General features: G+C 58.4%; 21 protein-coding genes and 1 tRNA gene. 13 read left to right on the forward strand and 9 right to left on the reverse strand.

The features are described from left to right. Together RHIBUN_RS33730 and RHIBUN_RS0121665 are read left to right on the forward strand one after the other, a co-directional pair. Positions 1-116, forward strand: a 116-nt coding sequence (locus RHIBUN_RS33730) for a peptide deformylase (protein WP_037217335.1), incomplete at its 5' end; no start/stop codon positions are given. Between the two features lie 247 nt (positions 117-363). Further along, a complete protein-coding gene (locus RHIBUN_RS0121665) occupies positions 364-735 on the forward strand; it encodes a hypothetical protein (RefSeq protein WP_025661140.1) in 372 nt (123 codons plus the stop codon). A gap of 45 nt (positions 736-780) precedes the next feature. Here RHIBUN_RS0121665 and lipB read toward each other — a convergent pair whose 3' ends face one another. Continuing rightward, positions 781-1500 carry a lipoyl(octanoyl) transferase LipB gene (lipB, locus tag RHIBUN_RS0121670; protein ID WP_025661141.1) on the reverse strand — a complete coding sequence of 240 codons (720 nt, stop codon included), beginning with the start codon at positions 1498-1500 and terminating at the stop codon, positions 781-783. A gap of 171 nt (positions 1501-1671) precedes the next feature. Between lipB and RHIBUN_RS0121675 the strand changes: the two genes are divergently transcribed. Together RHIBUN_RS0121675 and RHIBUN_RS0121680 are read left to right on the forward strand one after the other, a co-directional pair. Then, positions 1672-1756 (forward strand) — tRNA-Leu (locus RHIBUN_RS0121675). Between the two features lie 927 nt (positions 1757-2683). Further along, positions 2684-3043 carry a response regulator gene (locus tag RHIBUN_RS0121680; protein ID WP_025661142.1) on the forward strand — a complete coding sequence of 120 codons (360 nt, stop codon included), beginning with the start codon at positions 2684-2686 and terminating at the stop codon, positions 3041-3043. A gap of 22 nt (positions 3044-3065) precedes the next feature. Here RHIBUN_RS0121680 and RHIBUN_RS0121685 read toward each other — a convergent pair whose 3' ends face one another. Beyond that, entirely contained in the window at positions 3066-5384 is a 2319-nt protein-coding gene (locus RHIBUN_RS0121685) for a PAS domain-containing sensor histidine kinase (protein ID WP_025661143.1), read from the reverse strand. 250 nt (positions 5385-5634) lie between these two features. Here RHIBUN_RS0121685 and RHIBUN_RS36485 point away from each other — a divergent pair, with 250 nt between their 5' ends. The 3 genes from RHIBUN_RS36485 to RHIBUN_RS0121700 all read left to right on the forward strand — a co-directional run bounded on the left by RHIBUN_RS36485 (position 5635) and on the right by RHIBUN_RS0121700 (position 8505). After that, on the forward strand, positions 5635-5787 hold the full coding sequence (locus tag RHIBUN_RS36485) for a hypothetical protein (RefSeq protein ID WP_112647943.1): 153 nt from the start codon (positions 5635-5637) through the stop codon (positions 5785-5787). A 156-nt stretch (positions 5788-5943) separates the two neighbouring features. Continuing rightward, positions 5944-7518, forward strand: coding sequence for a carboxylesterase family protein (locus tag RHIBUN_RS0121695; protein ID WP_025661144.1), 1575 nt, complete (start codon positions 5944-5946; stop codon positions 7516-7518). A gap of 348 nt (positions 7519-7866) precedes the next feature. Then, positions 7867-8505, forward strand: a complete 639-nt coding sequence (locus tag RHIBUN_RS0121700; protein WP_025661145.1) for a response regulator — start codon at positions 7867-7869, stop codon at positions 8503-8505. A 55-nt stretch (positions 8506-8560) separates the two neighbouring features. Here the strand turns inward: RHIBUN_RS0121700 and RHIBUN_RS0121705 are convergent, their stop codons facing one another. Beyond that, on the reverse strand, positions 8561-9199 hold the full coding sequence (locus RHIBUN_RS0121705) for a response regulator (RefSeq protein WP_025661146.1): 639 nt from the start codon (positions 9197-9199) through the stop codon (positions 8561-8563). A gap of 325 nt (positions 9200-9524) precedes the next feature. Between RHIBUN_RS0121705 and RHIBUN_RS0121710 the strand changes: the two genes are divergently transcribed. Next, positions 9525-10289 carry an SDR family oxidoreductase gene (locus tag RHIBUN_RS0121710; protein WP_025661147.1) on the forward strand — a complete coding sequence of 255 codons (765 nt, stop codon included), beginning with the start codon at positions 9525-9527 and terminating at the stop codon, positions 10287-10289. A 33-nt stretch (positions 10290-10322) separates the two neighbouring features. On the opposite strand, the gene RHIBUN_RS0121715 is transcribed toward RHIBUN_RS0121710, so the two are convergent. The 6 genes from RHIBUN_RS0121715 to RHIBUN_RS0121740 all read right to left on the reverse strand — a co-directional run bounded on the left by RHIBUN_RS0121715 (position 10323) and on the right by RHIBUN_RS0121740 (position 16763). Then, positions 10323-10760: a hypothetical protein gene (locus RHIBUN_RS0121715; protein WP_025661148.1), complete on the reverse strand. Its 438-nt coding sequence runs from the start codon at positions 10758-10760 to the stop codon at positions 10323-10325. Positions 10761-10836: 76 nt separating this feature from the next. Next, positions 10837-12441, reverse strand: a complete 1605-nt coding sequence (locus tag RHIBUN_RS0121720) for an MDR family MFS transporter (protein WP_025661149.1) — start codon at positions 12439-12441, stop codon at positions 10837-10839. Positions 12442-12501: 60 nt separating this feature from the next. Beyond that, positions 12502-13665 carry an HlyD family secretion protein gene (locus tag RHIBUN_RS0121725; protein ID WP_025661150.1) on the reverse strand — a complete coding sequence of 388 codons (1164 nt, stop codon included), beginning with the start codon at positions 13663-13665 and terminating at the stop codon, positions 12502-12504. 73 nt (positions 13666-13738) lie between these two features. Further along, positions 13739-14497 carry an SDR family oxidoreductase gene (locus RHIBUN_RS0121730; RefSeq protein ID WP_025661151.1) on the reverse strand — a complete coding sequence of 253 codons (759 nt, stop codon included), beginning with the start codon at positions 14495-14497 and terminating at the stop codon, positions 13739-13741. A gap of 107 nt (positions 14498-14604) precedes the next feature. Further along, a complete protein-coding gene (locus RHIBUN_RS0121735) occupies positions 14605-15015 on the reverse strand; it encodes a cupin domain-containing protein (RefSeq protein WP_025661152.1) in 411 nt (136 codons plus the stop codon). Between the two features lie 260 nt (positions 15016-15275). After that, positions 15276-16763 (reverse strand): mechanosensitive ion channel domain-containing protein, encoded by a 1488-nt coding sequence (locus RHIBUN_RS0121740; RefSeq protein WP_025661153.1) that lies wholly within the window; start codon positions 16761-16763, stop codon positions 15276-15278. Between the two features lie 257 nt (positions 16764-17020). Here RHIBUN_RS0121740 and RHIBUN_RS0121745 point away from each other — a divergent pair, with 257 nt between their 5' ends. From RHIBUN_RS0121745 to RHIBUN_RS0121765, 5 genes are all read left to right on the forward strand, one after another. Next, positions 17021-17947, forward strand: a complete 927-nt coding sequence (locus tag RHIBUN_RS0121745) for a DMT family transporter (protein WP_025661154.1) — start codon at positions 17021-17023, stop codon at positions 17945-17947. 98 nt (positions 17948-18045) lie between these two features. Further along, positions 18046-18753 carry a hypothetical protein gene (locus tag RHIBUN_RS0121750; RefSeq protein ID WP_025661155.1) on the forward strand — a complete coding sequence of 236 codons (708 nt, stop codon included), beginning with the start codon at positions 18046-18048 and terminating at the stop codon, positions 18751-18753. A gap of 85 nt (positions 18754-18838) precedes the next feature. Further along, positions 18839-20848 (forward strand): acetyl/propionyl/methylcrotonyl-CoA carboxylase subunit alpha, encoded by a 2010-nt coding sequence (locus tag RHIBUN_RS0121755; RefSeq protein ID WP_025661156.1) that lies wholly within the window; start codon positions 18839-18841, stop codon positions 20846-20848. Positions 20849-20946: 98 nt separating this feature from the next. Further along, positions 20947-22215, forward strand: a complete 1269-nt coding sequence (locus tag RHIBUN_RS0121760; protein ID WP_025661157.1) for a hypothetical protein — start codon at positions 20947-20949, stop codon at positions 22213-22215. 132 nt (positions 22216-22347) lie between these two features. Further along, a complete protein-coding gene (locus RHIBUN_RS0121765) occupies positions 22348-23475 on the forward strand; it encodes an S-(hydroxymethyl)glutathione dehydrogenase/class III alcohol dehydrogenase (protein WP_018854932.1) in 1128 nt (375 codons plus the stop codon). The last annotated feature ends 31 nt before the right edge of the window (positions 23476-23506 follow it).

Here is a 23506-nt window from a genome sequence, read left to right on the forward strand (position 1 = left end):
TCGCCGTCTGCATCCAGCACGAAATTGACCAGCTCGACGGCATCTTTTGGATACAGCGCCTTTCCAGGCTCAAGCGCGAGCGGCTGGTCAAACGGTGGGAGAAGTTACGAAAGTAGCGGCGGCTGCGTGGACAATTAATCTGCTTATGGTTGTGTAAATCCGGAAGCGCGCGCTTTCCGAATGAGAGAGAATGTTCCATCACGAAACGGTCAATTTCGGTCGCGGATCTGTGATTTCATTTGATAAAACGGCACCGTTCGTGTGATTTTTTGCCCGCATTCTTGCCGCAATTTGAGCGCGAACTAAGTCCTGCCGAGGGTTTGGTGTCGTTGTCAATGCAACGATGAATTGAGGAGTTATCCCATGCGTTTCAGATTTGCGGCCGCCGCTTCCGTTCTTGTCCTCAGCCTCGGCCTAGGAAGTGCAGCCTTTGCCCAACAGTACTCGAACGACTACAGCAACGATAGCGACGGGTTTGCGCCCGTCCAGATGACGGCGAAAAAGCCAATTCACTACGCCAACCGCAAGGCACCGGAATACTCTTCCGACTACACGAATGACAGCGACGGATTTGCGCCAGCCCGGATGTCGGCTCCCGTCGACAGGATGACAACGGGAAGCGTCAGGCGACTGCCCGACTGCGACTACATGAGGACGAACTCCGGGGTGCATACGGCTGGCGGCGATAGCGGAGCGTCACATACCGATGCCTGCCGCGACATCGGCGACAAATAGCAATCGATTGCCGAGGGCCGGTCATCCGGCCCTTTCTTTATTGCGTCACCCCTCGGTGACTGTCTCACCAAAAACCGATTCGAATGCCTCGCGAAGCCGGATGTCGACATCAGTCATCATGACCGGCAGGCCGAGGTCGACCAGACTCGTGACGCCATGGGCGGAAATCCCGCATGGAACGATTCCACTGAAGTGATCGAGATCGGGTTCGACGTTCAGCGACAATCCATGAAAGGTCACCCATTTCCGCAGCCGGATCCCCAGTGCCGCAATCTTGTCTTCTGCCATCGTGCCGTCGGGTAGAGCCGCCTTGTCAGGCCTGCGAACCCAGACACCGACGCGGTCCTCGCGCCGTTCGCCGCGGACGTTCATCGAATCAAGCGTGCGAATGACCACTTCCTCGAGCGCGGCAACAAAGGCACGCACGTCCTGACGCCTGCGCTTCAGGTCCAGCATCACGTATGCAACACGCTGGCCCGGCCCGTGATAGGTATATTCACCGCCGCGTCCTGTTGCGAAGACGGGGAACCGGTCGGGCTGGACCAGGTCTTTGGCATCAGCGCTCGTCCCCGCCGTGTAGAGAGGCGGATGCTCCACGAGCCAGACGAGCTCGTCACCGCCGTCTGCGATCGCCGCGACCTCGCGCTCCATGTTTTCCACAGCCTCCTCATAGGGCACGAGACCGTCGGCGATCCGCCATCGGACCGGCCGCGAGCCTTCTCGGGGCATCATGGAGAATTCAAGATCTTTGCGTAGCATGGCCATTCCTTGTGCTGCGACTGCGGAGGCAGCGCTGCGAAGGCCTATATGGTCCCGTTTCGAGCACGATTCAAATGCTGTGATTTCTTTTGAAAAAATCTGTCATATCGCCCTTGTGTACCCGAAATGCTTTTGCTACATGCTGCCCCGCCGGCACAAATCGGCACCTACCACGATGCGGTCGTGGCGGAATTGGTAGACGCGCAGCGTTGAGGTCGCTGTGGGGCAACCCGTGGAAGTTCGAGTCTTCTCGACCGCACCATTCAATCCCAATGGGATTGATAGCATTGAACCTGCTGAGGCGCATTTGTGGCCCAGCGTTTAGAGCTCCTCACAATCTTTGCATAGATTTGCGACGACGCCACCTGGCAGGCCATGAGGCTCTGTTTCCAACGGAGTCAGTCGATATCGGCTGCTACCTCCTGCTGTGGTAAGCACGGCTCTCATCTTTGCAGCGACTGTGGTGTTCTGGCATTCCCCTGCTTGATTCGGGCGAGCCGCCGCCCTGTTGACGACACGTCCTTAGCGATTCACGGGATCCTCAAAAGATCGCGCAAAAGAGCGCACTCATGGCGCGATTAGCCGTCATGGCCGAACGCACCAGACCCTCAAGATATACTTGTGTTGGGGATGCGAGCGCCTACTTATCGGCGTAATCTAAATCCGGAAAAAGCACGTGCTTTCAAACAAGGTTGCCAAAAGGCTCTTTGCCTTCGCGCTGTCCGCATAACCTTACGGGAGTTGTATCCTCAGGCTCATGATACGACCTAATCGAGAGCGTGAGAAGCTATGTCATCCACAACACAAGTGACCTCTGACCGAAACAACGATCCTGTTCAGCTGGACCTGGATAGCATCAGAGATTCAGCCTGCTCGCATTTAGGATCGATTGACGTCCTCGTTGACCTGCTGCGGGTAGATAGCCAACGCGTTTGCCGCCGGGCGAGCGCCCTGAATGGTGCCTTGGCCGTCTGGGTCGCACCAAACCCGGACGGGCGGCTACCTAGGGAGCACAAGTTCTTGAGCGGATCGGGTTGCGCCGCAGACCCGTTGAACGGGCGCACGGCATCGCATCTGAACCGGCGCACCACTTTCTCATTCATCCTTCGACAAAACGACATGGACAGCCGGAAGGAAGTCACGTCCGGCAAGCAACCACCAGGTTTGTGCTGATCAGAAAACGAAGAACATGCATCCGACGCTAATTGCGATCATAGATGACGACGAAGCAGTGAGGGAATCGCTGCTCGATCTGCTGGAGGTGTCTGGCTATTCCGTGGTGACATTCGCATCGGCTGCCGATTTCCTCGCATTCCCCCGAATCCGGGATACGAAGTGTCTTGTCCTCGATATTTCGATGCCTGGCATGAGTGGCATCGACCTCTGCAATGAGCTACGACGGCGGAACATCACCATACCTGTTGTGTTCATGACCGGTCATGCTCAGGATGCGCTTATCAAAGAAGCAAAACGCACGGGTACCTGTCTTTTCAAACCATTTGCCGGTGGCGAACTCCGCTCAGCCATTGAAGCGGCAGTCACGGTCTGAGCGATCGGAACCTTTAGGAAGGCTATGACGCCCGGGCCGCCTCGGCTTTCACCGGTAGCGAGAAGACGAATTTTGCGCCATTCGGATCATTTTTCTCAACCCAGATTCTCCCGCCATGGGATTCGAGAATCGACCTGCAGATCGCCAGCCCCATTCCCATCCCCTGCCCCTTTGTCGTAAAAAACGGCTCGAAAATGCGGTCAGGATTGTCGACGCCCGGACCATTGTCGGTGATCTCCGTGTGAACCCAGTCTTCATCACGGCGCACGCGCAGCTGCAGGAGGCGGCGATCTGGAGCCGCATCCATCGCTTCCATCGCATTCCGGATAAGATTGACGAGGACCTGCTGGATTTGAATGTGATCGAAGAACAGCGGCGGAAGATCGCTGTCGATACGCGAGTTTATCCGGACGCCTCGTCTCAGTGCCTCTTCTGCCATCAGGTCGCGCGCTTCGGTAACCACGTTACCAAATGCGTTGACACGACGTGAGTCGTCGGAATGCTTGAAAAGCGCCCGAATGCGGTTCACGACATCCGTCGCGGTATTCGCACTTCTCACAACACGATCCAGCGCCTTCTGGGCTCGCTCCATATTCGGTGGTTCTGCGTTCAGCCACTGCTGGCACGCGTCGGAACTGGAGATCATCGCCGCGAGCGGTTGACCTATCTCGTGCGCGATCGATGCGGTGAGCTCAGCCAGGCTTGCCGCCTGGCTGGCCCTGGCAAGGTTCCTCTGGGCTAGTCGCAGTTCCTCCTGCGCACGAAGCCAATCGTCGATGTCGAGGCACACGCCGTTCCATTGAACGATTTCACCTTCCGCATTGTACATCGCCAGTGCCCGGGTCTCCATCCAGCGATATTCTCCGTCGAACCGCCGCATTCGGTGCCTCATCGCGTACGGCTTTCCTGTCGGCAGCGACTGGCTGTATTTTCTCTTAACGGCGGGGAGGTCCTCGGGATGGATGATCGCTTCCAAGGTGGCGTGGAGGCTCTTGCCGGTTTCTGCATCTTCCTCAATCCTGAAGCCCAGATATTCGCTCAGCTTCTGGCTGCGATAGATCGGCCTGCCATCAGGGGCCAGGCAGTAGATGAGTGCCGGCAGTGTCTCCACCAGCTGATGAAGAGAGTGCTCGCTCTCCCGCAGCGACTGTTGAATCCGCATCTCCTCATCGACATCAACTGAAAGGCCATACCATTCAACAATAGTGCCGTTAGTACCGCGCAGGGGCTCGAACCTGTCGGCCGTCCAACGAAAAGTTCCGTCTTTCCGTCGTCGGCGATATCTCATTGAGAATGCGTCGCCCTTCTGAATGCATTGGAGAGCCTGACCTCGAACCTGCGCGACGTCGTCCGGATGGATCAAGTCCAGCGCGGCCTTCGCGAACTCCGAAAAGCTCGCCTTCGACAATCCGGCTTCTTCGAGAAAGCGCTTGCTTACGTAAGAAAGCTCTCCCGCTGCTGTCCAACTGCAGATGTGGACCGGCAAGGCATCGATCAAGCGTTGCAGGTGCCATTCGCTTCGCCTGAGCGCCTCCTCGGTGGCGACCTGATCGTTGACGTCGTGACAGAGGCCGTACCATTGGACGATGCGGCCATCGTGGTCTCGCACCGATTCCGCACGGCTGGACATCCACCTGTAAACGCCGTCATGGCGACGCAGGCGATATCTCATGAAGAAGCTCTCGCCTGTTACCAGGCTCTGATTGAGTGCGCCGCCGAACTCTTCCGCATCTTCCGGATGAATTGCCATCTCGATCATGGCGTCCAGCCGGCTGAGGCCAGGAATCTGGATATCGCTGACGTCCCGGCCGAGATAGTCGATCATTCTCTTGTTGAAGAAGCTCGGTTCTCCCTCGGGTGTCAGCCGCCAAAGATGGCTCGGTACGGAATCCACCAACAGCGAGAGTTCGAGCTCCCGGTCATGCAAGGCGTCGACAGTTTTTCGGTCGCTATCGATATCGAGCGAGGTTCCGTACCAGCCAACAATGTCGCCAGAGTCGTCCAGGATGGATCGACCGGAGCTTCGTACCCAACCAAAGCCGGTCCTGCGTCTGATGCGGAATTCACTATCAAACGGATACCCTGACCGAAGGCAATGCCGCCACTCCCCGGCAACACGTTCGAAGTCGTCGGGGTGAACCAGCTGCTTCCAGGCCCCCTCTCCTTCACTCCACCACGCATTCAGGTCTTCCGGGGTCTTCGCGAGCGCGAGCTGCAGATCATGGGACAGATAGGTCCACCTCCCGCTGGCATCCATAGCCCAGCCATTGCCTGACAGTTTCTCGACGGTCTTGGCGGCTCCTATGGGCGAATTAGCAGCTGTAGCAAGGCCCGGCGCCATCGTTTGCTCTCCCCTGAGCGGCACTGTAGTTGCTCGCACTGCTTTTTACGCCCGCTTTAGGGTTCAGTCCAACCGAGTGGCGTTCCGATCACGAGTGTTTGAAGAAAAGAGTAATCTCCTGTTGCCGCTGGTCGCGCGCACCCGCCCAACGTGTGAGTTACGCCGGCAAGCGGGACATCTCATGCCACCGCAGCAAACGGGAACCTTCAAGTCTTTTTGGAATTTACGGACTACCACGAAGGAGGCTGTCATGATCCGTAGGCTGAAATCCGGCGAGTATCGGCTCTATTCACGCAAGGTCGATCCAAAGACCCATAAGCGCAAAAATCTCGGCACGTTCAAATCACGCGAAGCGGCTGAGAAGCACGAGCGCGAGGTGCAATATTTCAAGCATCATGTTTGAGGTGAAGCGTCCGCGATCAGATGCACGCAGACACGACGCACGCGAAATGGGTGCGTTAGCACAGCATTTGTCGTGAGCGGATGAACGCTTTTTGATGTCGCCAGAGGGGAGTATTTTTACCTGCAGACCGTCAGAATCTGGTGATTGGAGGGGATGGTGCCCGTAGACCGCAGTAGCAAATTCTTGGTCGTTTTGGCGGTCGCAACGTGTCAGATGATCTTTGCACCAAGAACTGATGCTGCAGACGATACCGTTCAAATCGACAGCGGAATGCTGCGAGGTGAGACGACAGGCACGGTCATTAGCTTCAAAGGCATACCCTACGCCGCTCCGCCTGTTGGTAATCTGCGATGGCGCAATCCAACACCGGTGTCGAAATGGAATGGCGTCAGGGAATCGCGGAACTTCGGTCCCTCATGCGTGCAGGCCGATGATTTGCCAAAGTCCGAGGACTGTTTGACTCTCAACATCTGGACACCAGTCAAACGTTCCAGGACACCGCTTCCGGTTATGGTTTGGATACACGGCGGCGCTCTTGTACACGGGAATACCCTTCAGTACCCCGGCGACCAGCTCGCCGCGCAGAGAGTTGTGTTCGTCAGCTTGAACTACCGCCTGGGACGGTTGGGTTTCTTCGCTCATCCTGGGCTCATAGAGGAATCTCCTGATGAACCGGTCGGTAACTATGGTTACATGGACCAGCTTGCAGCCTTGAAATGGGTGCAACAGAACATCAAGGCCTTCGGCGGCGATCCGAAGAGGGTGACCATATTCGGAGAGTCAGCAGGCGGCGGCTCGGTGATGGCTCACATGGTGTCGCCTTTGTCGCGAGGGCTCTTCCAGGCAGCCATTTTGCAGTCGCCGGGCGCTCCCACGGCGCGTGCCCAAAGCTTGCCGCTGTCATCGCTGAAGCAAGCGGAGAAAGCCGCGTTGGACTTTGCCGACTCTCTCGGAATCACTGGCACCGATTCCGGCGCTCTCGCAGCGCTCCGGGCGCTACCTGCTGAAAAGCTGACCGAGGGTGCATCGGCACCAGAGGCGCTGGCGGGAATGTCGACAAGCAAGCCGGTCATCGGCATTTCAGGACCTATCCTTGATGGACGGTTTTTGCTCGAAACGCCCGAGGCGGCCTTCGCAGCAGGACGTCAAGCGCCAGTGCCCGTCATTGTCGGAGCGAATAGTCGTGATCTTGGTATCGGCCAGGCCGCGACGAAAGACGACCTGTTCCAGATATTCGGGAAGGCTGCGGCAGAGGCTCGCGCGCTTTATGACCCCGGGAACCGAGAGACGCTCGAAGAGCTCAGACAGCAGCTTTTCGCAGACAAGACGCTCGTTGAGCCGTCTCGCCATCTCGCTGACGAGATGATCCGAGCAGGTCAGCCGACCTGGTGGTATCGCTTCTCCTATGTCGCCGAGGCGCTGCGCGATGATCCGAAATGGAAAGGCACTCCGCACGGCTTTGAGATTCCGTATATGTTCGACATCCCAGCCGCATTGGTGAAAGACAAGGTTACGCCTGCCGACTGGGCCATGGCCGCACTTGCGAGTGGCTATTGGGTCGATTTTGCAAGAAAGGGCGATCCCAATGGTGGCTCACGGCCATATTGGCCCATCTACGACCCCAATACCGATAAACTCATCAACTTCACCAACGACGGCGCGATCGTAGGGCCCGATCCGCTGAAGCCCAGGCTCGACCTCTGGCAAAGATATTGGAACGAGCAGAACTGAGGCTGCGGCGCCTAAATGCGCGAAACACCTACTCAAAATGCTATTCTGGGAGGCCGGCGCAGCGCAGTCCGTCAAGGAAACGTTGCCGATCGGCGTCGTATTTGTAGGCCAGCCTCTTGCCCCATTCCGCTCCATATCCCGCACTCGAAACTGTCCATCGTCCCACTATAACAGAAGGTTCAGGCCTGTTGCTATTTCCGGTTCCTCCCGTTTCCAAGAGGATAGCCACCAGCAAGGCCCGCGGTGCAGAAAGCGCTCGGAGCTTCCTCATGCAACATTCGCTTACTTGTCTGCGAAAATTGCGATGGCTAATATACCATGAGCAAATGAGCTGTCCGGGGGACGTTCATGGCCAATCCTACTATGCAGACAGGCGAACCTCTGGTTCAGCAGACCGTCCATGTGGTGGAAGACGACGAGCAATTTCGCATTTCACTTATTGATCAGCTCGAGTCACTTGGAATTCACGCCTTGGGCTTCGATGCGGCCCTCGATTTCTTCAGCCAAGCCTCGCAGGATGCGGGTGGCTGCATTCTTCTTGACGTGCGACTGCCCGATCTGAACGGCATCGAATTCCAGAAGGAACTGAAGACACGTGGATATGACCTTCCCGTGGTTTTCATGACGGCACACGGGGACGTGACGACAAGCGTCAATGCCATGAAGGCGGGCGCCGTGGACTTTCTGCCAAAACCGTTGCAGCGACACGAGGTTGTCGAGGCGATCAAAACGGCGTTCACCATCGATCGGGAGCGGCAGACCCAGCGAGCGTATCGCAAAGAAATACTGGAGCGAGCTGCCACCCTCACCCCACGCGAAGTCCAGATCATCGGACTCGTCGTGAGCGGGTTGATGAACAAGCAGATCGCCTTTGAACTCGGCATCAGCGAGATCATGGTGAAGCTCCATCGTGGGCGTGCCATGAAAAAGATGCGGGCGGCGTCCCTGGCGGAGTTGGTTCGGCAGTTCGAATATCTCAGCCATTAGTATTCTGCGCTGGAGGCTGACGGGTGTTCCGGCGTCGTCGTTTCGTACCGCCGGATCAACGGGTCTGGAGCTTCTCGACCCTGCGAACAAGGTCGGCAAGAGAGCGAGCCTGCATCTTTCGCATCACGCTCATCCGATGGAGCTTCACAGTCATCTCGCTGATCCCGAGTTCAAAGGCGATCTGTTTGTTCATAAGCCCACTGACAACGGCAAGCATGACCTCATGCTCTCGCGGGGTCAGCGTGTCGACCAGTGACCGGACATGAGCCTGTTCGGCTTCAATCTTTCGTCTTTCGCCGTCCAGTTGAATTGCGTGATCCACGGCATCGAGTAGATCCCGGTTGACGAATGGCTTCATGATGAAATCGGTGGCTCCCGCCTTCATGGCTCTGACGCTCGCCCGAACGTCCGCGTGGCCGGTCAGAAATATCACGGGCATCCTGCTTCCCATGCTGATGAGTTCGCTTTGGACATCCAAGCCGCTGCCTTCGGGCATTCGAAGGTCGACCACGACACAACCGGGCGCGGTCGTGTCAACAGTCTTAAGGAAATCAGGACCGGTGGAGTAGGCAGAGGCGCGCCTGTTCGTGATCATGAAGAGATCGAGCAAAGACTCCCGGATCTCCTTGTCGTCGTCGATGACGTGAACGATAGGTTCGGCGGATAAATCCGCCTTCGTTGCCAGGCTTTCCATGATCTCACCTCGACTAAAAGGCGAACGCTCACCAATCGCACTCCCGATGTTGAAGGGCCGGTTCCCGCTCGCCCCTCCCGTGATGGGTTCGCCGCTCGCGGAATTGTGCTCACCGCCAACTTATCACGAGTTAGAGATCCTGGGATGGTAAACCTTGGTTTACGTCTCGGGGGCGACCTAGGGAGCCGCAACGACCGGCGACAGTGCCGGCCCGATCACCCCAAACCTTGGTTTGCATTGACCTTCTTCGACCAACAACCGAACCTAACAGCACCCCAAAAATCGAGACGGATCGAATGAGACAGCAAACTACGAGGGGCATGAGATGAAGATCGCGGTTATCGGCGCAACCGGCATGATGGGATCCAAGATCGCTCGCATCCTTGAACGCGATGGATTCGACATCACAAGAGCCTCTACGAGCACAGGCGTCAACGCCTACACGGGTGAAGGCGTGGAACGTGCACTGTCCGGAGCAGATGTCGTCATTGACGTGACGAATACCGGATCATTCGGAGAGACAGATACACTCGACTTCTTCAGGAAAACAAGCGGCAACCTTCTGTCCGCCGCGAAAGCTTCCGGAGTGACACACTACCTTGCGCTGTCGGTTGTTGCTGTCGATCGACTGGTGGAGAACGACTATTTTCGCGCAAAGCTGGTGCAGGAAAACCTGATACGAGCCTCCGGGTTGCCGTTCACGATTGCACGCTCGACGCAGATGTTCGAGTTCTTCAATGGGATTGTCGATGCAAGCGCCGTGGACGAAACGCTGAGAGTGCCTTCTGTTCGTGTCCAACCGATAGCTGCCGACGAAGCGGCTGGCGCGATTACCAACTTGGCGACCGCGAAGCCGTCGAACTCAATTGTTGAGATCGGCGGCCCTGAAGCTTTTGAACTGGTGGAAATCGCGCAGGAGCTTCTTACCGCCGCGGAAGACCCCCGTCCGGTCGTCCTCGACCCTACTGCCCGCTATTTCGGCGTTGCCCTCTCGAAGGACGGCCTTCTACCCTCTTGCATCATCGCAACAGGGACGCTTTCCTTCCACGAGTGGCTGTTCACGAGCATGTCCGTGCAAGATGTCGCGTGAGAGATCACGGGAAATTCGCGGTCTCGATGGACGCTACCCCTGCCTCGTGCGGAGACGCTCGGCGTAGTTCGCATCCAGATGTCCGACACTGACCGGTAGGAGGTTCTCGTAACCTTCGCGCAACTCGCTTTCGTCGAGCCATCCTTTGCCGGTGGGATCGAGCTTGTTCCAATACTGCTCGGCGGTTGCAGGATCGAACACACGATTGTCGATCTTCGCAAGGCGTGCCTGTGAATCCATGTATTCGCTCTTGGTGACAGTGCTGTCCTTGTTGCTGTCGGCCCAATCGAGCTGCTGTTTGGTCAGGCGCGCGTAAAAATCATCGATGAGCTGATCGTCCGAACGAACGGCCGGGGCCTTGGGCGCCGACACAACTTGCAGCTTCTCGTCGGAAACAGACGGCGCTTTACGCGACGTTGGCATCATGAGGCTGTAGACCGAACTATCAGAATTTACTCGCACGTTTTTCATTCCTCCATATCGACGTGATGTGGAAGATAAGTTGCAACTTCAGCTTGCTCCAAGCTTACACAGTCGGCTGTAGCAGTCAGTGCGCCCCACCCTCGGAGAGCTGGCCGGGCTTCTTCAGCAGGAGCGAGGCAAGCAAGGCCACGACGAGTGCCACCCCCAACAGGAAGAAAGTATCGCTAAAGGCCATGATGTTGGCCTGTTTCCTGACTCTGAGCGCGATCGCGACAACGGCCTTGTGTGTTGCCGTTGCTTGGTCGCTGACGCCGTGGCTCATGAAATAGGCCGTCAACTGCGCGACACGATTACGAGTCGCTTCCTCAAAGGCGCTGACCGCATTGGTCAGAATGTTGGAGTGAAATTGCTCCCTCTTCGTCAGGAAAGTCTGCAGGGAAGCAATTCCGACAGCGCCGCCGAGATTGCGCATCATGTTGAACAGAGCAGACGCCGATCCGGCGTTCTGCTCTTCGATACCCGCTGTTGCAATCGCCGAAAGCGGCGTGAAGACGAGCGCCTGTCCGACCGCACGCACGACATTCGGCCAGAAAAGCTGGTCGCTTCCATAGTCAGCGGTCATATAGACATTCATGAAGTTCGAAGCCGCAAATAGACTGAATCCGACGACGATCAGCAAACGGACGTCGAAGACCTTCATCATCCGCGGTACAAGCGGGATGAGCAGAAGCTGCGGTATGCCCGTCCAGGCAAGAACGGCCCCGATCTGCTCCGAATTGTATCCTTGAACCCGTGAGAGATAGATCGGCAGGATGAAGGCCGAACCGTAGAGTGCCATTCCCAGCAGAAAATTGGCAACGACACCGAAACCGAAATTGCGGCGCAGGAGCAGCCGCAGGTTCAGAAGTGGGTGAGCCGACTTTATCTCGATGATGAGAAACAGCGTAAGCGACACCACGGCAATGACCGATAGCCGAACGATGAAGTCGGATCCGAACCAGTCTTCCTTGTTCCCTTCCTCGAGCACCGTTTGCAAGGCTGCCAATCCAACGGCCATCATCACGATGCCCGGCCAGTCGCCCTTGGCAAGCAGACCCAAATTCATCGGGGTGGGCTCCAGAGATACGAAGAGCATTGCAATCATGAGTAATCCCGGAACCAGATTGACGTAGAAGATGAACTCCCAACCGTAGTTTTCCGTCAGGTAGCCCCCGATCGTCGGTCCTATGGCGGGAGCAAAGGTTGCCGACAGCGCAAACAGCGCGAGGCCGATCGGTTGCTTGGGTTTCGGCAACAACGTGATGATGATGGTGAATGCCATGGGGATGAGGACGCCGCCGGTAAAGCCCTGGATCGCGCGCAGCACGATCATCTGTTGCAGGTTAGCTGCAAAGGCACAGGTAACCGAGAAGACCAGAAACAGGGCGGCGTTGACTAGGAGATAGGTGCGGACAGAAAAGACGCGCGCCAGCCAGCCCGTGAGGGGAATAACGACAATCTCGGCGATCAGATAGGAGGTCGATATCCACCCTCCATCGTCCTTCCCGGCTCCTATGGCTCCCTGGATGTCTGCCAGTGATGCGTTGACAATCTGAATGTTCAGGACGGCCATGAACGCGCCGAGCGTTGAGCCGACCACCGCGCACCACATCCGAAAAGCACTCAGCGCGGGCTCGGCCGATTTCGCAAACTGCTGATTGCTGTTGGCAGGGACCAGAAGAGTAGCCATGAGACCTCACTCCTTCGGGCTTCCAATGACTGCCGATCACGACCATGGAAGCACCGATCCTCATATTCCTTCCGACATCCGGGTGGCCTTGGTATCCACTTCAGGCTCCACCGACATTCCGGACCGGAGCTTGCCGGCGACACCCTCGTCATCAATGAGGATCTTGACCGGAATGCGCTGCACGATCTTGGTGAAGTTTCCGGTCGCGTTGTCGGGTGGAAGCAACGAAAATTCCAGGCCGCTGGCGGGCGAGATGCTGTCGACGTGACCCTTCACCGTAAGATCCGGAAAGCTGTCGACCCTGATCTCGACGGTTTGGCCGGGGCGAACGTAAGTGAGTTGGGTTTCCTTGAAGTTCGCGACAACATACACGGCATGGAGCGGAACCACCGCCATGAGCTGGGTGCCGGACGAGACGAACTGGCCAACACGGATCGACCGCGCACCAACGGTTCCGTCGACTGCTGCAACAATGCTCGTGTAGGAAAGGTTGAGTTTGGCCTGCTGGACGGCCGCCTCGGCTCGATCTCGCTGGGCTACGATCTGGTCGCGTTGTGTCCTAAGGACTCGCACTTTGTTCTGTGCGGCAACAAACGCGGCCCGATCGCGCTCTACCGCTGCAGACGCCTGATCCAGTATGGACTGGCTCTGTTCGGCGCGCGACAGAGTACCGGACCCATTTGATGTCAGCCGCGCATTTCGCGCCGCATCGGATTTTGCAAAGTTGTAGGATGCTTTGGAGACATCGACTGAGGCCCTCGCCTGCTCGATCACGGATGCCTGAAGTTCAATCTGCGCATCCAGGTTGGCAATGGCGGCCTCCGCACCTTGCAAGTCTGCGCGTGCCGAGTTGAGAGCGATCTGGAAATCGCGATCATCGATTGTTGCGAGAACCTGACCGGCTGTGACTGGGTCATTGTCGCTGACCCGCACGTCCTTGATATAGCCGGCCACTTTGGGGGCGACGGTCGTGTAGTCGGCCTTCACGTAGGAGTTGTCGGTAGACTCGATGAAGCGCCCGACTGTCCAATAGTAATGGCCGTATCGAACACCAAACGCCGCGCCTGCTAGCAGGACCAAGGCGAGAGATAGTCTCTTCCAGAGGCTCCTGTTCGACTTCGCTGGCACTGTCGGCTTCAACGTATCGACAGGGGTCCCATCGGTGGTTCCTCTGTCAGTCTCGGCGGTTTTCTCGAAGGTATCCTGGCGAGGCAGTTCGACCATCTTCCTTCTCCCGGCAATCTCCCGCGTTCAAAAACGCAGGCCCGGCGGCGGGGTGCCGCCAGGCCGCATCTGGTCAGGCAGCAGCCTGGGGACGTTGTGCAAACCACGTTTTGACGTCCAGCTTGCCAAGCTTGGCTGGTCCGAGAGGAACCAAGGACTGGTCATCGACTAGCGAACCGAAGTACCTGGCCTGGGGATCGACGACGACCGTTCGCTTGTCGCCGATTGCGGTGAGATAGCCCTTAACGAAATCACTCAGGGGCTTCTTCTCAGGCCCTGCGATTTCGATGGTTCGGTTCTCGGCAGCACCAGAAGCGGCCTCAGCGACGAAGCCTGCAACCTCGTCCGCAGCAATTGGCTGGAACGCGCCGTGTGAAACGTGGACCGTCCCATCGACTGTGGCGCTATCGGCGATCCCGCCCAGGAATTCGAGGAACTGGGTGGAGCGGACGATGGTGTATGGGATGCCACCCTTCTTGATGAGATCTTCCTGAGCAACCTTGGCCCGGAAGTAACCGTTCTCGGGCGATCTCTCGATGCCAACGATGGAAAGCGCGACGTGGTGGCCGACGCCTGCCGCGCGCTCTGCTTTGAGCAGGTTTGTTGTGGAACTTTGGAAGAACGAGAGAACGGCACTCGGCTCAAATGACGGCGAGTTGGTGACGTCGAGTACGACGTTCGCGCCGGCAAGTACGTCGCCGAGTCCCTCGCCTGTGAGTGTGTTGACCCCGGTCGACGGGGACGACTGCACTACATCGTGTCCCTGCTTGCGCAGGCGCTCTGCAACTTTCGTTCCAACGAGGCCCGTGCCTCCGATGATGACGATTTTCATGGTTCTATTCCTTGAGGGTTGGATATCCACCGAGGACATCTCAGGTTTTGAGATTGAGGCAGTAGCAGGCGGCACTGCCGTCGCCTCCTGCCACCCCACCGCAACGGCTACTTGTCGGGGGTCGTCAGCTCCGTCTCGGTCGTGTCGACGACGAAGACGGCAAGAATCTTCGCAGGCTTCGTGTTGCTCGCATTCGCGCTGACCTTATGGTGATCGCCGGAGACCTCGATCCAGTTTTCACCGGTCTTGTAGACCTTGACCGGGCCATCGTTGACCTGGCTCTTGATGCTGCCTTCGATCACGGTGGCGTAAATGAAGGCGCTTTTGGCGTGTGTATGCGAGGGATTGGAGCCGCCGGGACCGTATTCGACGAGCACGCCGCGCACGCTTCTTCCGGGTACGTTCGGGAGCACATGGTCGAATACGATTGAGACCTTGGCATTGTGGGGTTTATCCGCGGCTACGGCAGGCACAGCCATCAGCGCTGCCCAAAGCAAGCCACTTGCGAGCCTTCGCATGGCATTTCTCCTTCGTTGACGTCATTGATTGTGACCGAAGCCGATCCTATGCGACGGGCATGGGGCGCAATAGATATACGAAGGTTTGCCAAATCTATACGAAGGTTTGCCGAACCGACCGCGCCGGTTTGGGCCGATCCGATGGGCCGCTTGACTCTTGCCGCAGAGCGAACATGACCGGGCACGCCACCGCGGGTACCCGACCGCGGTGTCAAAAACACACTAGGCTTCGATTGGGATGGGGGCGCCTTGATCGATCCTCAAGGGTTCAGGTGTTCCCGGTGCACGCGAAAAATCGACCGAATTCCTTTGAGCAAATCCAGTCTGCGCCGCTCATTGTGGATTGTCAGTACGCCGGAATGCACCCCGAACCCTTCGCGATGAGCAAGATGGGCAGCCAGGTCTTCGGCGAGTTCCGGTCGTTCACGCAGCAGCGGCGCAAAAGCAGTCTGGTCGATCTCATAGACGGTTACGCGCGTTACCGCATAGAGCCCATGTTGCTCTGCCAAGCCGGCGAGCGATCCCTGTTCCCCGAAAAAGTCTCCAGGGGCCAACCGCGCCACTTCCTCGTCACCCTTCCTCATTGCGATGATGCCCGCGCGTACGATCATGAGGCTGGCGAGACGACCCCCTTCCTGGGCGATTTCGGCCCCCGGGGAAAAGGTTCGTCGGCTGGCGGACGCGGCGAGGACGTTGCGCTCTTCCTGGCTCAGCAATGAGAAGATCGAAATGGCGTCGATGAGGCTCTGCGCCGGGGGCATCGCGGGACGCAGCGCGCTTCTTAGGTAGTCTCCTGCAAGTGGGCTTTCCGGGGGGAACGCCAACTGCAGGCCGTTCGCCTTGCAATGACGATATACGAGGTCGATGACTTCGGTTCGCGCTGCACCGCGTTGTGCCGGGCTGGTGACGCGAAATTGCAGTTCGACAGTCACTGCGCTGCCGTCAATGCCGGCAAGCACGACGTTTGGGGGCGGCTGCTTCACGATGAGGTTGCAGCTGTCGAGCACGGTGCGCATCACTTCGACAATAGTTCGGGGCATGTGTGTCGGGGCAACCCGTATCGACAGGTCGATTTGATGGTTCTCGTCCGGCCGGCTAACATTCGTCAGCCCCAGCTTGGCCAGGACGCTATTGGGCAGCACCACGATGTTATGAGCGCCTGTCAAAAGGTAAGTCGAGCGCCAGTTGGTGGCGACAACACGTCCCTCGGTGCCATCGCTCAAGTAAATGAAGTCTCCGATGACATAGGGGCGCCCCAGTGTGAGAGCGATGCCGGAAAATACGTCGCTCAAGGTGCTCTGTAGGGCAAGACCGAGAATGATGGCGATGACGCCAGAGGTTGCCAGCAGCGTTCCGATCGGCACGCCGAAAACAAACGCCATGATGGACAACAGCACCCCGAGATAGACGATTGCGACGACGAGATCCTGGATCAGTCTTGCCTCTCGTGGCCGCCCGTCCAGGACGATGTAGATACGAACGAAACCGATCACGGCCCAAGACAAATGGACCCACCAGAGGATCTTGGCCGATACCATCAACGCGTTGGCGCCGTTTAGGTCCGCGGGGTCGAAGCGGAACGGCACAATGCGAGCGTAGGCGAGCACGGCCGTCATTGAGAGGAAGACTGCGATCTGAACGATCAGGCGCTGGGTCGGGTGTCCCTGTCCCTGCATATGCCAAATGGCAATCCCAGCGAGCCCCATCACACTGATAAGCAGCGGCAGCAGGTGAACTTCCTGACCCATCACGATCCCACAACGAAAAATTCTGACCCCATGCGCCGATCTAGAGGCGCACATATCACGCGGCGGCTCAGCGCGACAGTCGAACATAGGCCGACGATGCGAGCGCGACTACTACACCAAGGTTTACCCTTACGACGATAACGGCGCATCGTTCGCGACCTGCTGAGTGCTCATTGGGTTGCAACGTGCCCTCCGCCCCCTTCACCCGCACCGTGACTTTCTATATAGCCGCTTGGACCAAATATAGAATCTCACGGATGCGCAATCCTCCCGAACACCAGAATTCGCTCCAGGGAATGGCCCTGATGGCAGGCGCGATGCTCGTGCTGCCGACGATGGATGCAATCGCCAAATACATGGCGACCGTCGAGGCGATGTCGCCCGGCCAGGTGACATTCTACCGCTTCTTCTTCCAGCTCGTGTGCACGCTGCCGTTCCTTTTCGCGGTATTCGGCCGCAAGGCGCTTCACGCCAAGCGCCCGTGGATGAATCTGTTGCGCGGTGCCCTCCATGGGGCGGCGAGCCTGCTCTTCTTCGTTGCCGTGAAATATATGCCGCTCGCGGACGTATTCGCGATCTATTTTGTCGAGCCCCTCATGCTCACGGCGCTGTCGGCTATCTTCCTCGGTGACAGGGTTGGCTGGCGTCGGTGGATGGCGATTGTCGTCGGGTTCGGTGGCGCGATGATCGTCATTCAGCCGAGCTATGAGATCTTCGGCCTGAAGGCGCTGTTGCCCGTCTTCTGCGCCTTCCTGTACTCGCTTTATCTCTTCATGAACCGGGCGATCGGCATTGCTGACTCCCCGCTGACCATGCAGACGATGGCTGGTATCGGCGGCACCGTGTTCATGGCTGTCGCGTTGATCGTGGGTAATGGACTCGGCGTCGGCGATTTCCATCCCTCCTTGCCCTCCTCGGCATTGGGACTTGTTCTGCTGCTGATCCTCGGGACGATTTCGGGCTATGCCCATATGGTTATCGTCCGAGCCTTCCGGCTCGCACCGCTGTCGCTGCTCGCACCCTTCCAGTATTTCGAGATCATTTCAGCAACAGTACTCGGCTACGCGCTCTTCGGCGATTTTCCCAACGTTTCGAAGTGGATCGGCATCCTGATCATCGTCGCGTCCGGTCTCTTCATCATCTGGCGGGAGCGTGTGCAGGCGCGATCGTTAAAAACGTCATGACTATTTGAGCGCGCCATTAACACTGCTTCTTGAGGGATCATCAATTCGCTCGCAGTAGAAGGGCCCTTCGGCCTCATGATGAGGCTTGGAGACAAAAGATGAGCGAATTCCGTCTCGCTTTTCCGGCATGTGTGATTGCCGGGAAGCATCAGCTGACCACCGAAGACATCGGTCTGCTGCGCAAGCATACCTTCCCGGAAGGCATCCGGACCGCCGACGACGTTGTCGCCATGTTGGCGCTGAACAATTCCTGCCCCGCAAAATGCCCGGAGTGGAACTCCTTCTTTGTGGAGCAACTTGCTGGCTTCATCGTCAACTATAGCTACCCTCAGGGGTCTCTCGACGAGATCAATGTGGCCTGGCTCATACGCATGGTCGCGACCGACGGCGTGGTCAATTCGGAGCTCGAGCTCGAACTGGTTCTGCACGTGATGGAGATCGCGGTAAACGTGCCGGATGAGTTGCGCGCCTTTGCCCTCGATCAGTTACGTCTTGCGCTGGCGGAAAACGTCGGCGGCTATCGGCTATCGCGCGCAGTGGATCGAAAGGGCATCACGCGACAGGATATCGATTACATGATGCGGGTTCTCCGCGGCATAAGCGATGCCGGCGTTATCAGTGCGCCGCCCCTCACTTGGGGCGTTATGATGCGGATCGCGGAGGCAACGCTGCCGGCGGGAAATCATCCGCGTTGGGCCGACATTCTCTCTGCGCTCCAACTCGCGGATTATGCCGAGGCCCCACGCCGCAGCCGATGGCTGAGGATCGTCGATGACAGTTTCTGCAACGAAACCGCCGTGGCCTGAGACCCGCCGATATTCTTTCGGCTGATTGTGCGTTCCGGGGTTTTATGCGTAAAACTTCGGAACGCATGTTTTGGGTGGAGTCTCCATGTTCAAGAAAATCCTGATCGCGAACCGCGGCGAGATCGCTTGCCGCGTCATCAAGACTGCGCGCCGCATGGGAATTGCGACGGTAGCCGTCTACTCGGATGCGGATCGGGATGCACTCCACGTGGAGATGGCTGATGAGGCCATTCTTATCGGTCCCGCTGCGGCGGCCGAAAGCTACCTCGTGGCGAACAAGATTATCGCCGCCTGCAAACAGACGGGCGCCGAAGCGGTTCATCCCGGCTACGGCTTCCTCTCCGAGCGAGCGTCGTTTTGTGAAGCTCTGGAGAAGGAAGGCATTGTCTTCATCGGCCCGAAGCCGAAAGCCATCATGGCGATGGGCGACAAGATCGAGTCGAAGAAGTTCGCCAATGCCGCCAAGGTCTCCACCGTACCCGGCTATCTCGGCGTCATCGAGGATGCATCTCACGCGGAAAAGATCGCAGCCGAGATCGGTTACCCAGTCATGATCAAGGCCTCTGCCGGCGGCGGCGGCAAGGGCATGCGCATTGCCTGGAGCGAAGCGGAAGTCCGCGACGGCTTCGACCGGGCTCGTTCCGAGGCGAAGAGTTCCTTTGGCGACGATCGCGTCTTCATCGAAAAATATGTTGTCGAGCCCCGCCACATTGAAATCCAGGTGCTCGCGGACGGACACGGCAACGTCGTCTATCTCGGCGAACGAGAATGCTCGATCCAGCGCCGCAACCAGAAAGTCGTCGAAGAGGCTCCCTCGCCTTTCCTTGATGCCGAAACTCGCGCGGCAATGGGCGAGCAGTCGGTCGCGCTCGCCCGCGCCGTGGACTACCAAAGCGCCGGCACTGTGGAATTCATCGTAGATCGTGATCGCAATTTCTATTTTCTCGAAATGAACACGCGCCTGCAGGTCGAACATCCAGTTACCGAACTGGTGACGGGTATCGACCTGGTCGAACAGATGATCCGCGTTGCAGCCGGTGAAAAGCTCCCCTTTACGCAGAGCGACATAAAGCTGAACGGCTGGGCGATCGAGAGCCGGTTATATGCCGAGGATCCCTACCGAACCTTTCTTCCATCGATCGGCCGCCTAACGCGATATCGGCCACCCGCCGAAGGCAAGTCCGGCAACACCATCGTGCGCAACGACACGGGCGTTTTCGAAGGTGCCGAGATTTCGATGTACTACGATCCGATGATCGCGAAGCTCTGCACCTGGGCCCCGTCACGTCTTGAAGCGATCGAGGCGATGGGCGAGGCACTCGACGGTTTCGTCGTCGACGGAATTGAACACAACGTCCCCTTCCTGGCCGCGCTGATGAAGCACCCCCGCTGGCGCGAAGGGCGTCTGTCGACCGGTTTCATCGCGGAGGAATACCCTGATGGGTTTGCGCCGATGGTACCGGACGCACATCAGCAAGCCACCCTCGCGGCCGTCGCTCTTTCTGCGTCTCTCGTTGAAGCCAACCGTCGGGAACGCTTCGCCGATCGCTTGCGCGGCCCCTCCGGCGCGACCCGTGAGGACTGGACCGTCAGGCTGGGTGACAGTTACGTCGATGCACGTCTGGTCGATGGGCTCGTGACGACCCCGTTCGACATGGACATCGAGATTGGCGGCAAGATTTCCAATGTCGTCACCGACTGGAGACCTGGCGATTCCGTTTGGCGCGGCAAGGTCGCGGGCCAAAGCGTGATTGCGCAGATCCGCCCGGTTCTCAATGGCCTCCGGCTGGACTGGCAGGGAATATCGCTGAAAGCCAAGGTATTGACGCCGCGACATGCCGCACTCGATAAGCTGATGCCAGTGAAGCTTCCGCCGGATACGTCGAAGCTGCTGCTCTGCCCGATGCCTGGTCTCGTCGTTTCGATTGCCGTGGTCGAGGGCCAGGAAGTCAAAGCGGGCGAAGCGCTTGCCGTGGTCGAAGCCATGAAAATGGAAAACGTGCTGCGCGCCGAGCGCGATTTGGTCGTCAGCAAGATCAACGCCAAGCCCGGAGAGAGCCTTGCCGTTGATGCCGTCATTCTCGAGTTTGCCTGACGCACGCTAACGCCTCTTGCTGCCTCGCTGGTTAGGTTTTGTTAACGGCTGGCCGCCTATCGTGGCCCCACCGGCGGGATGCCCGGTGGAGGTAGCAAATGACGGCGCTGCAATCGGCGACCCTCTTGCTGGTCATAAATCTCGGTTTTCTCTGGCTTCTGATGCGAATCCCGCTGGGACGCAGAACCATTTGCCTCAGCCGGACCTACGGATGCTCCCCCGATAGACTCTGGAACGCGATGAACCCCGCCGGTCCGGATGCATCCTGGCACCACTCGGTCATCAGCAGTCACGCCCTTGCCGATCGGCGCGGCGTGGTGGAACAGACCTACCGGCATCTCGACAAGAACGGCGCGCCGTCCCGACGGCTACTTGCATTGGAACCGTTGCCATGGATGGCGAGCAATGCCCACGGCTTCCAGGCTCACATCATCGATGACAGCACGCTGGATCCCACATTCTGGGACCACTACCGGGAGCGCCGTATGATTCGACCGACACCCGATGGTGCGCTGCTGGAAATCGAACAGACCGACCGCTACCGTGGCTTGGCGTTCCTCTTGTTCCGCTATTTCGTCCTGCGCCGGGAAATGAAGGCGCTCGATGGATGGTTGAAAACAGGCGAGTCGCTGCCACAGGGCTACTTTGAGCGACCTCTGGTCCAAGGCGGTCTTGCGGTGTTGTCGACACTGCTGCTCTGGCCCTTCCTTGGGTTCGATGCAGGTGGCCTGATGCTCTCGACATTCCTGACTCTTGTCATTGTCTTCCATGAACTCGGGCATATGGCGGCCTACCGGATGTTCGGTCACGCATCCGTCAGGATGATCTTCGTACCATTGCTGGGTGGCATCGCGGTCGGCGGGAGGCCCTACCTGTCGCTATTCGAGGTGGCGACCTGCGCCCTTATGGGTGCAGGAATGTCGGCTTTCCTTGTCCCGATCCTCGCGGTCGCCACGCAGCTCGCCGATGCCGGTCTGCTGCCCTTGGCGTCACGTGGACCTCTGCTCATCTTCCTGTTGATCCTCGGCGCTTTCAACCTGCTGAACCTGCTGCCGATGCACCGTTTCGACGGCGGCCAGGTGCTCCGGCAAATTTTCCGCACGCGAAGGTCGCAGATTGCGGCCAGTTTTGTTGTCACCCTGTGCATTCTCGGCATCGGATTCGAGATCGGTTTGCCGGCGAACGTGCTAACCGCGGGCCTGCTCGTTTTCACGCTTGTTAGCCTCGTCAGCGGCGCTTCCGTGAAGCCGCGCCAGATGCTCGAAGAGATGAAGGACGGCGAGCGCATGCTGGTTGCCTTCGGCCTCTACGCGGCCATCGCGGTGCATGGCTATGCCATTATTTTCGCAACTGAAAAGCTCTTTTGACGCAGGCCGTATAGGGATTGGCGCAATCAGCCTATTCGAGGCGGAAACTCACGCCCACGGACAGTTTTCCCTTGAGCGGGCCGCGTCGTGCGTGCAAAGCTCCGCCCAATCAAATCAGTAGGAGCATCTGACATGGACGTTCGCGCCGCCGTTGCCGTACAGGCTGGAAAACCGCTTGAAGTGATGACCGTTCAGTTGGAGGGCCCGCGAGCCGGCGAAGTGCTGGTCGAGGTGAAAGCGACCGGCATCTGCCACACGGATGATTTCACCCTCTCGGGCGCCGATCCGGAAGGTCTGTTTCCGGCGATCCTCGGCCATGAGGGCGCCGGCATCGTCGTCGATGTCGGTCCAGGTGTGACCTCGGTGAAGAAGGGTGACCATGTCATTCCGCTCTACACGCCGGAATGCCGCGAATGCCCGTCCTGCCTGTCGCGCAAGACCAATCTGTGCACCGCCATCCGCTCGACACAGGGCCAGGGGCTGATGCCGGATGGCACTTCGCGCTTCTCGATCGGCAAGGACAAGATCCACCACTATATGGGCTGCTCAACCTTCGCCAACTACACGGTGCTGCCGGAGATCGCCGTCGCCAAGGTCAATCCCGACGCACCCTTCGACAAGATCTGCTATATCGGCTGCGGCGTAACCACGGGCATCGGCGCCGTCATCAACACCGCCAAGGTGGAAATGGGCGCGACCGCGATCGTCTTCGGTCTCGGCGGCATCGGCCTTAACGTCATCCAGGGCCTGCGCCTCGCCGGCGCCGACATGATCATCGGCGTTGATCTCAACAACGACAAGAAGGCCTGGGGCGAGCGCTTCGGCATGACGCATTTCGTCAACCCGAAGGAGGTCGGCGACGACATCGTGCCTTACCTCGTCAACATGACGAAGCGCGGCGCCGACCAGATCGGTGGCGCCGACTATACCTTCGACTGCACCGGCAACACCAAGGTCATGCGTCAGGCGCTGGAATCATCGCATCGCGGCTGGGGCAAGTCCGTGGTCATCGGTGTTGCGGGTGCCGGCCAGGAGATCTCTACCCGGCCGTTCCAGCTGGTCACCGGTCGCTCCTGGATGGGCACGGCCTTTGGCGGCGCACGGGGCCGCACCGATGTGCCGAAGATCGTCGATTGGTACATGCAGGGCAAGATCGAGATCGATCCGATGATCACCCACACCATGCCGCTCGAAGACATCAACAAGGGCTTCGAACTCATGCATTCCGGCGAAAGCATCCGAAGCGTGGTACTGTATTGAGGCGAGGACGACGGAATGCGGCGCGACTTTA

The organism is Rhizobium sp. IBUN (assembly GCF_000510625.1).
GTDB classification, from domain to species: Bacteria; Pseudomonadota; Alphaproteobacteria; order Rhizobiales; family Rhizobiaceae; genus Rhizobium; species Rhizobium altiplani.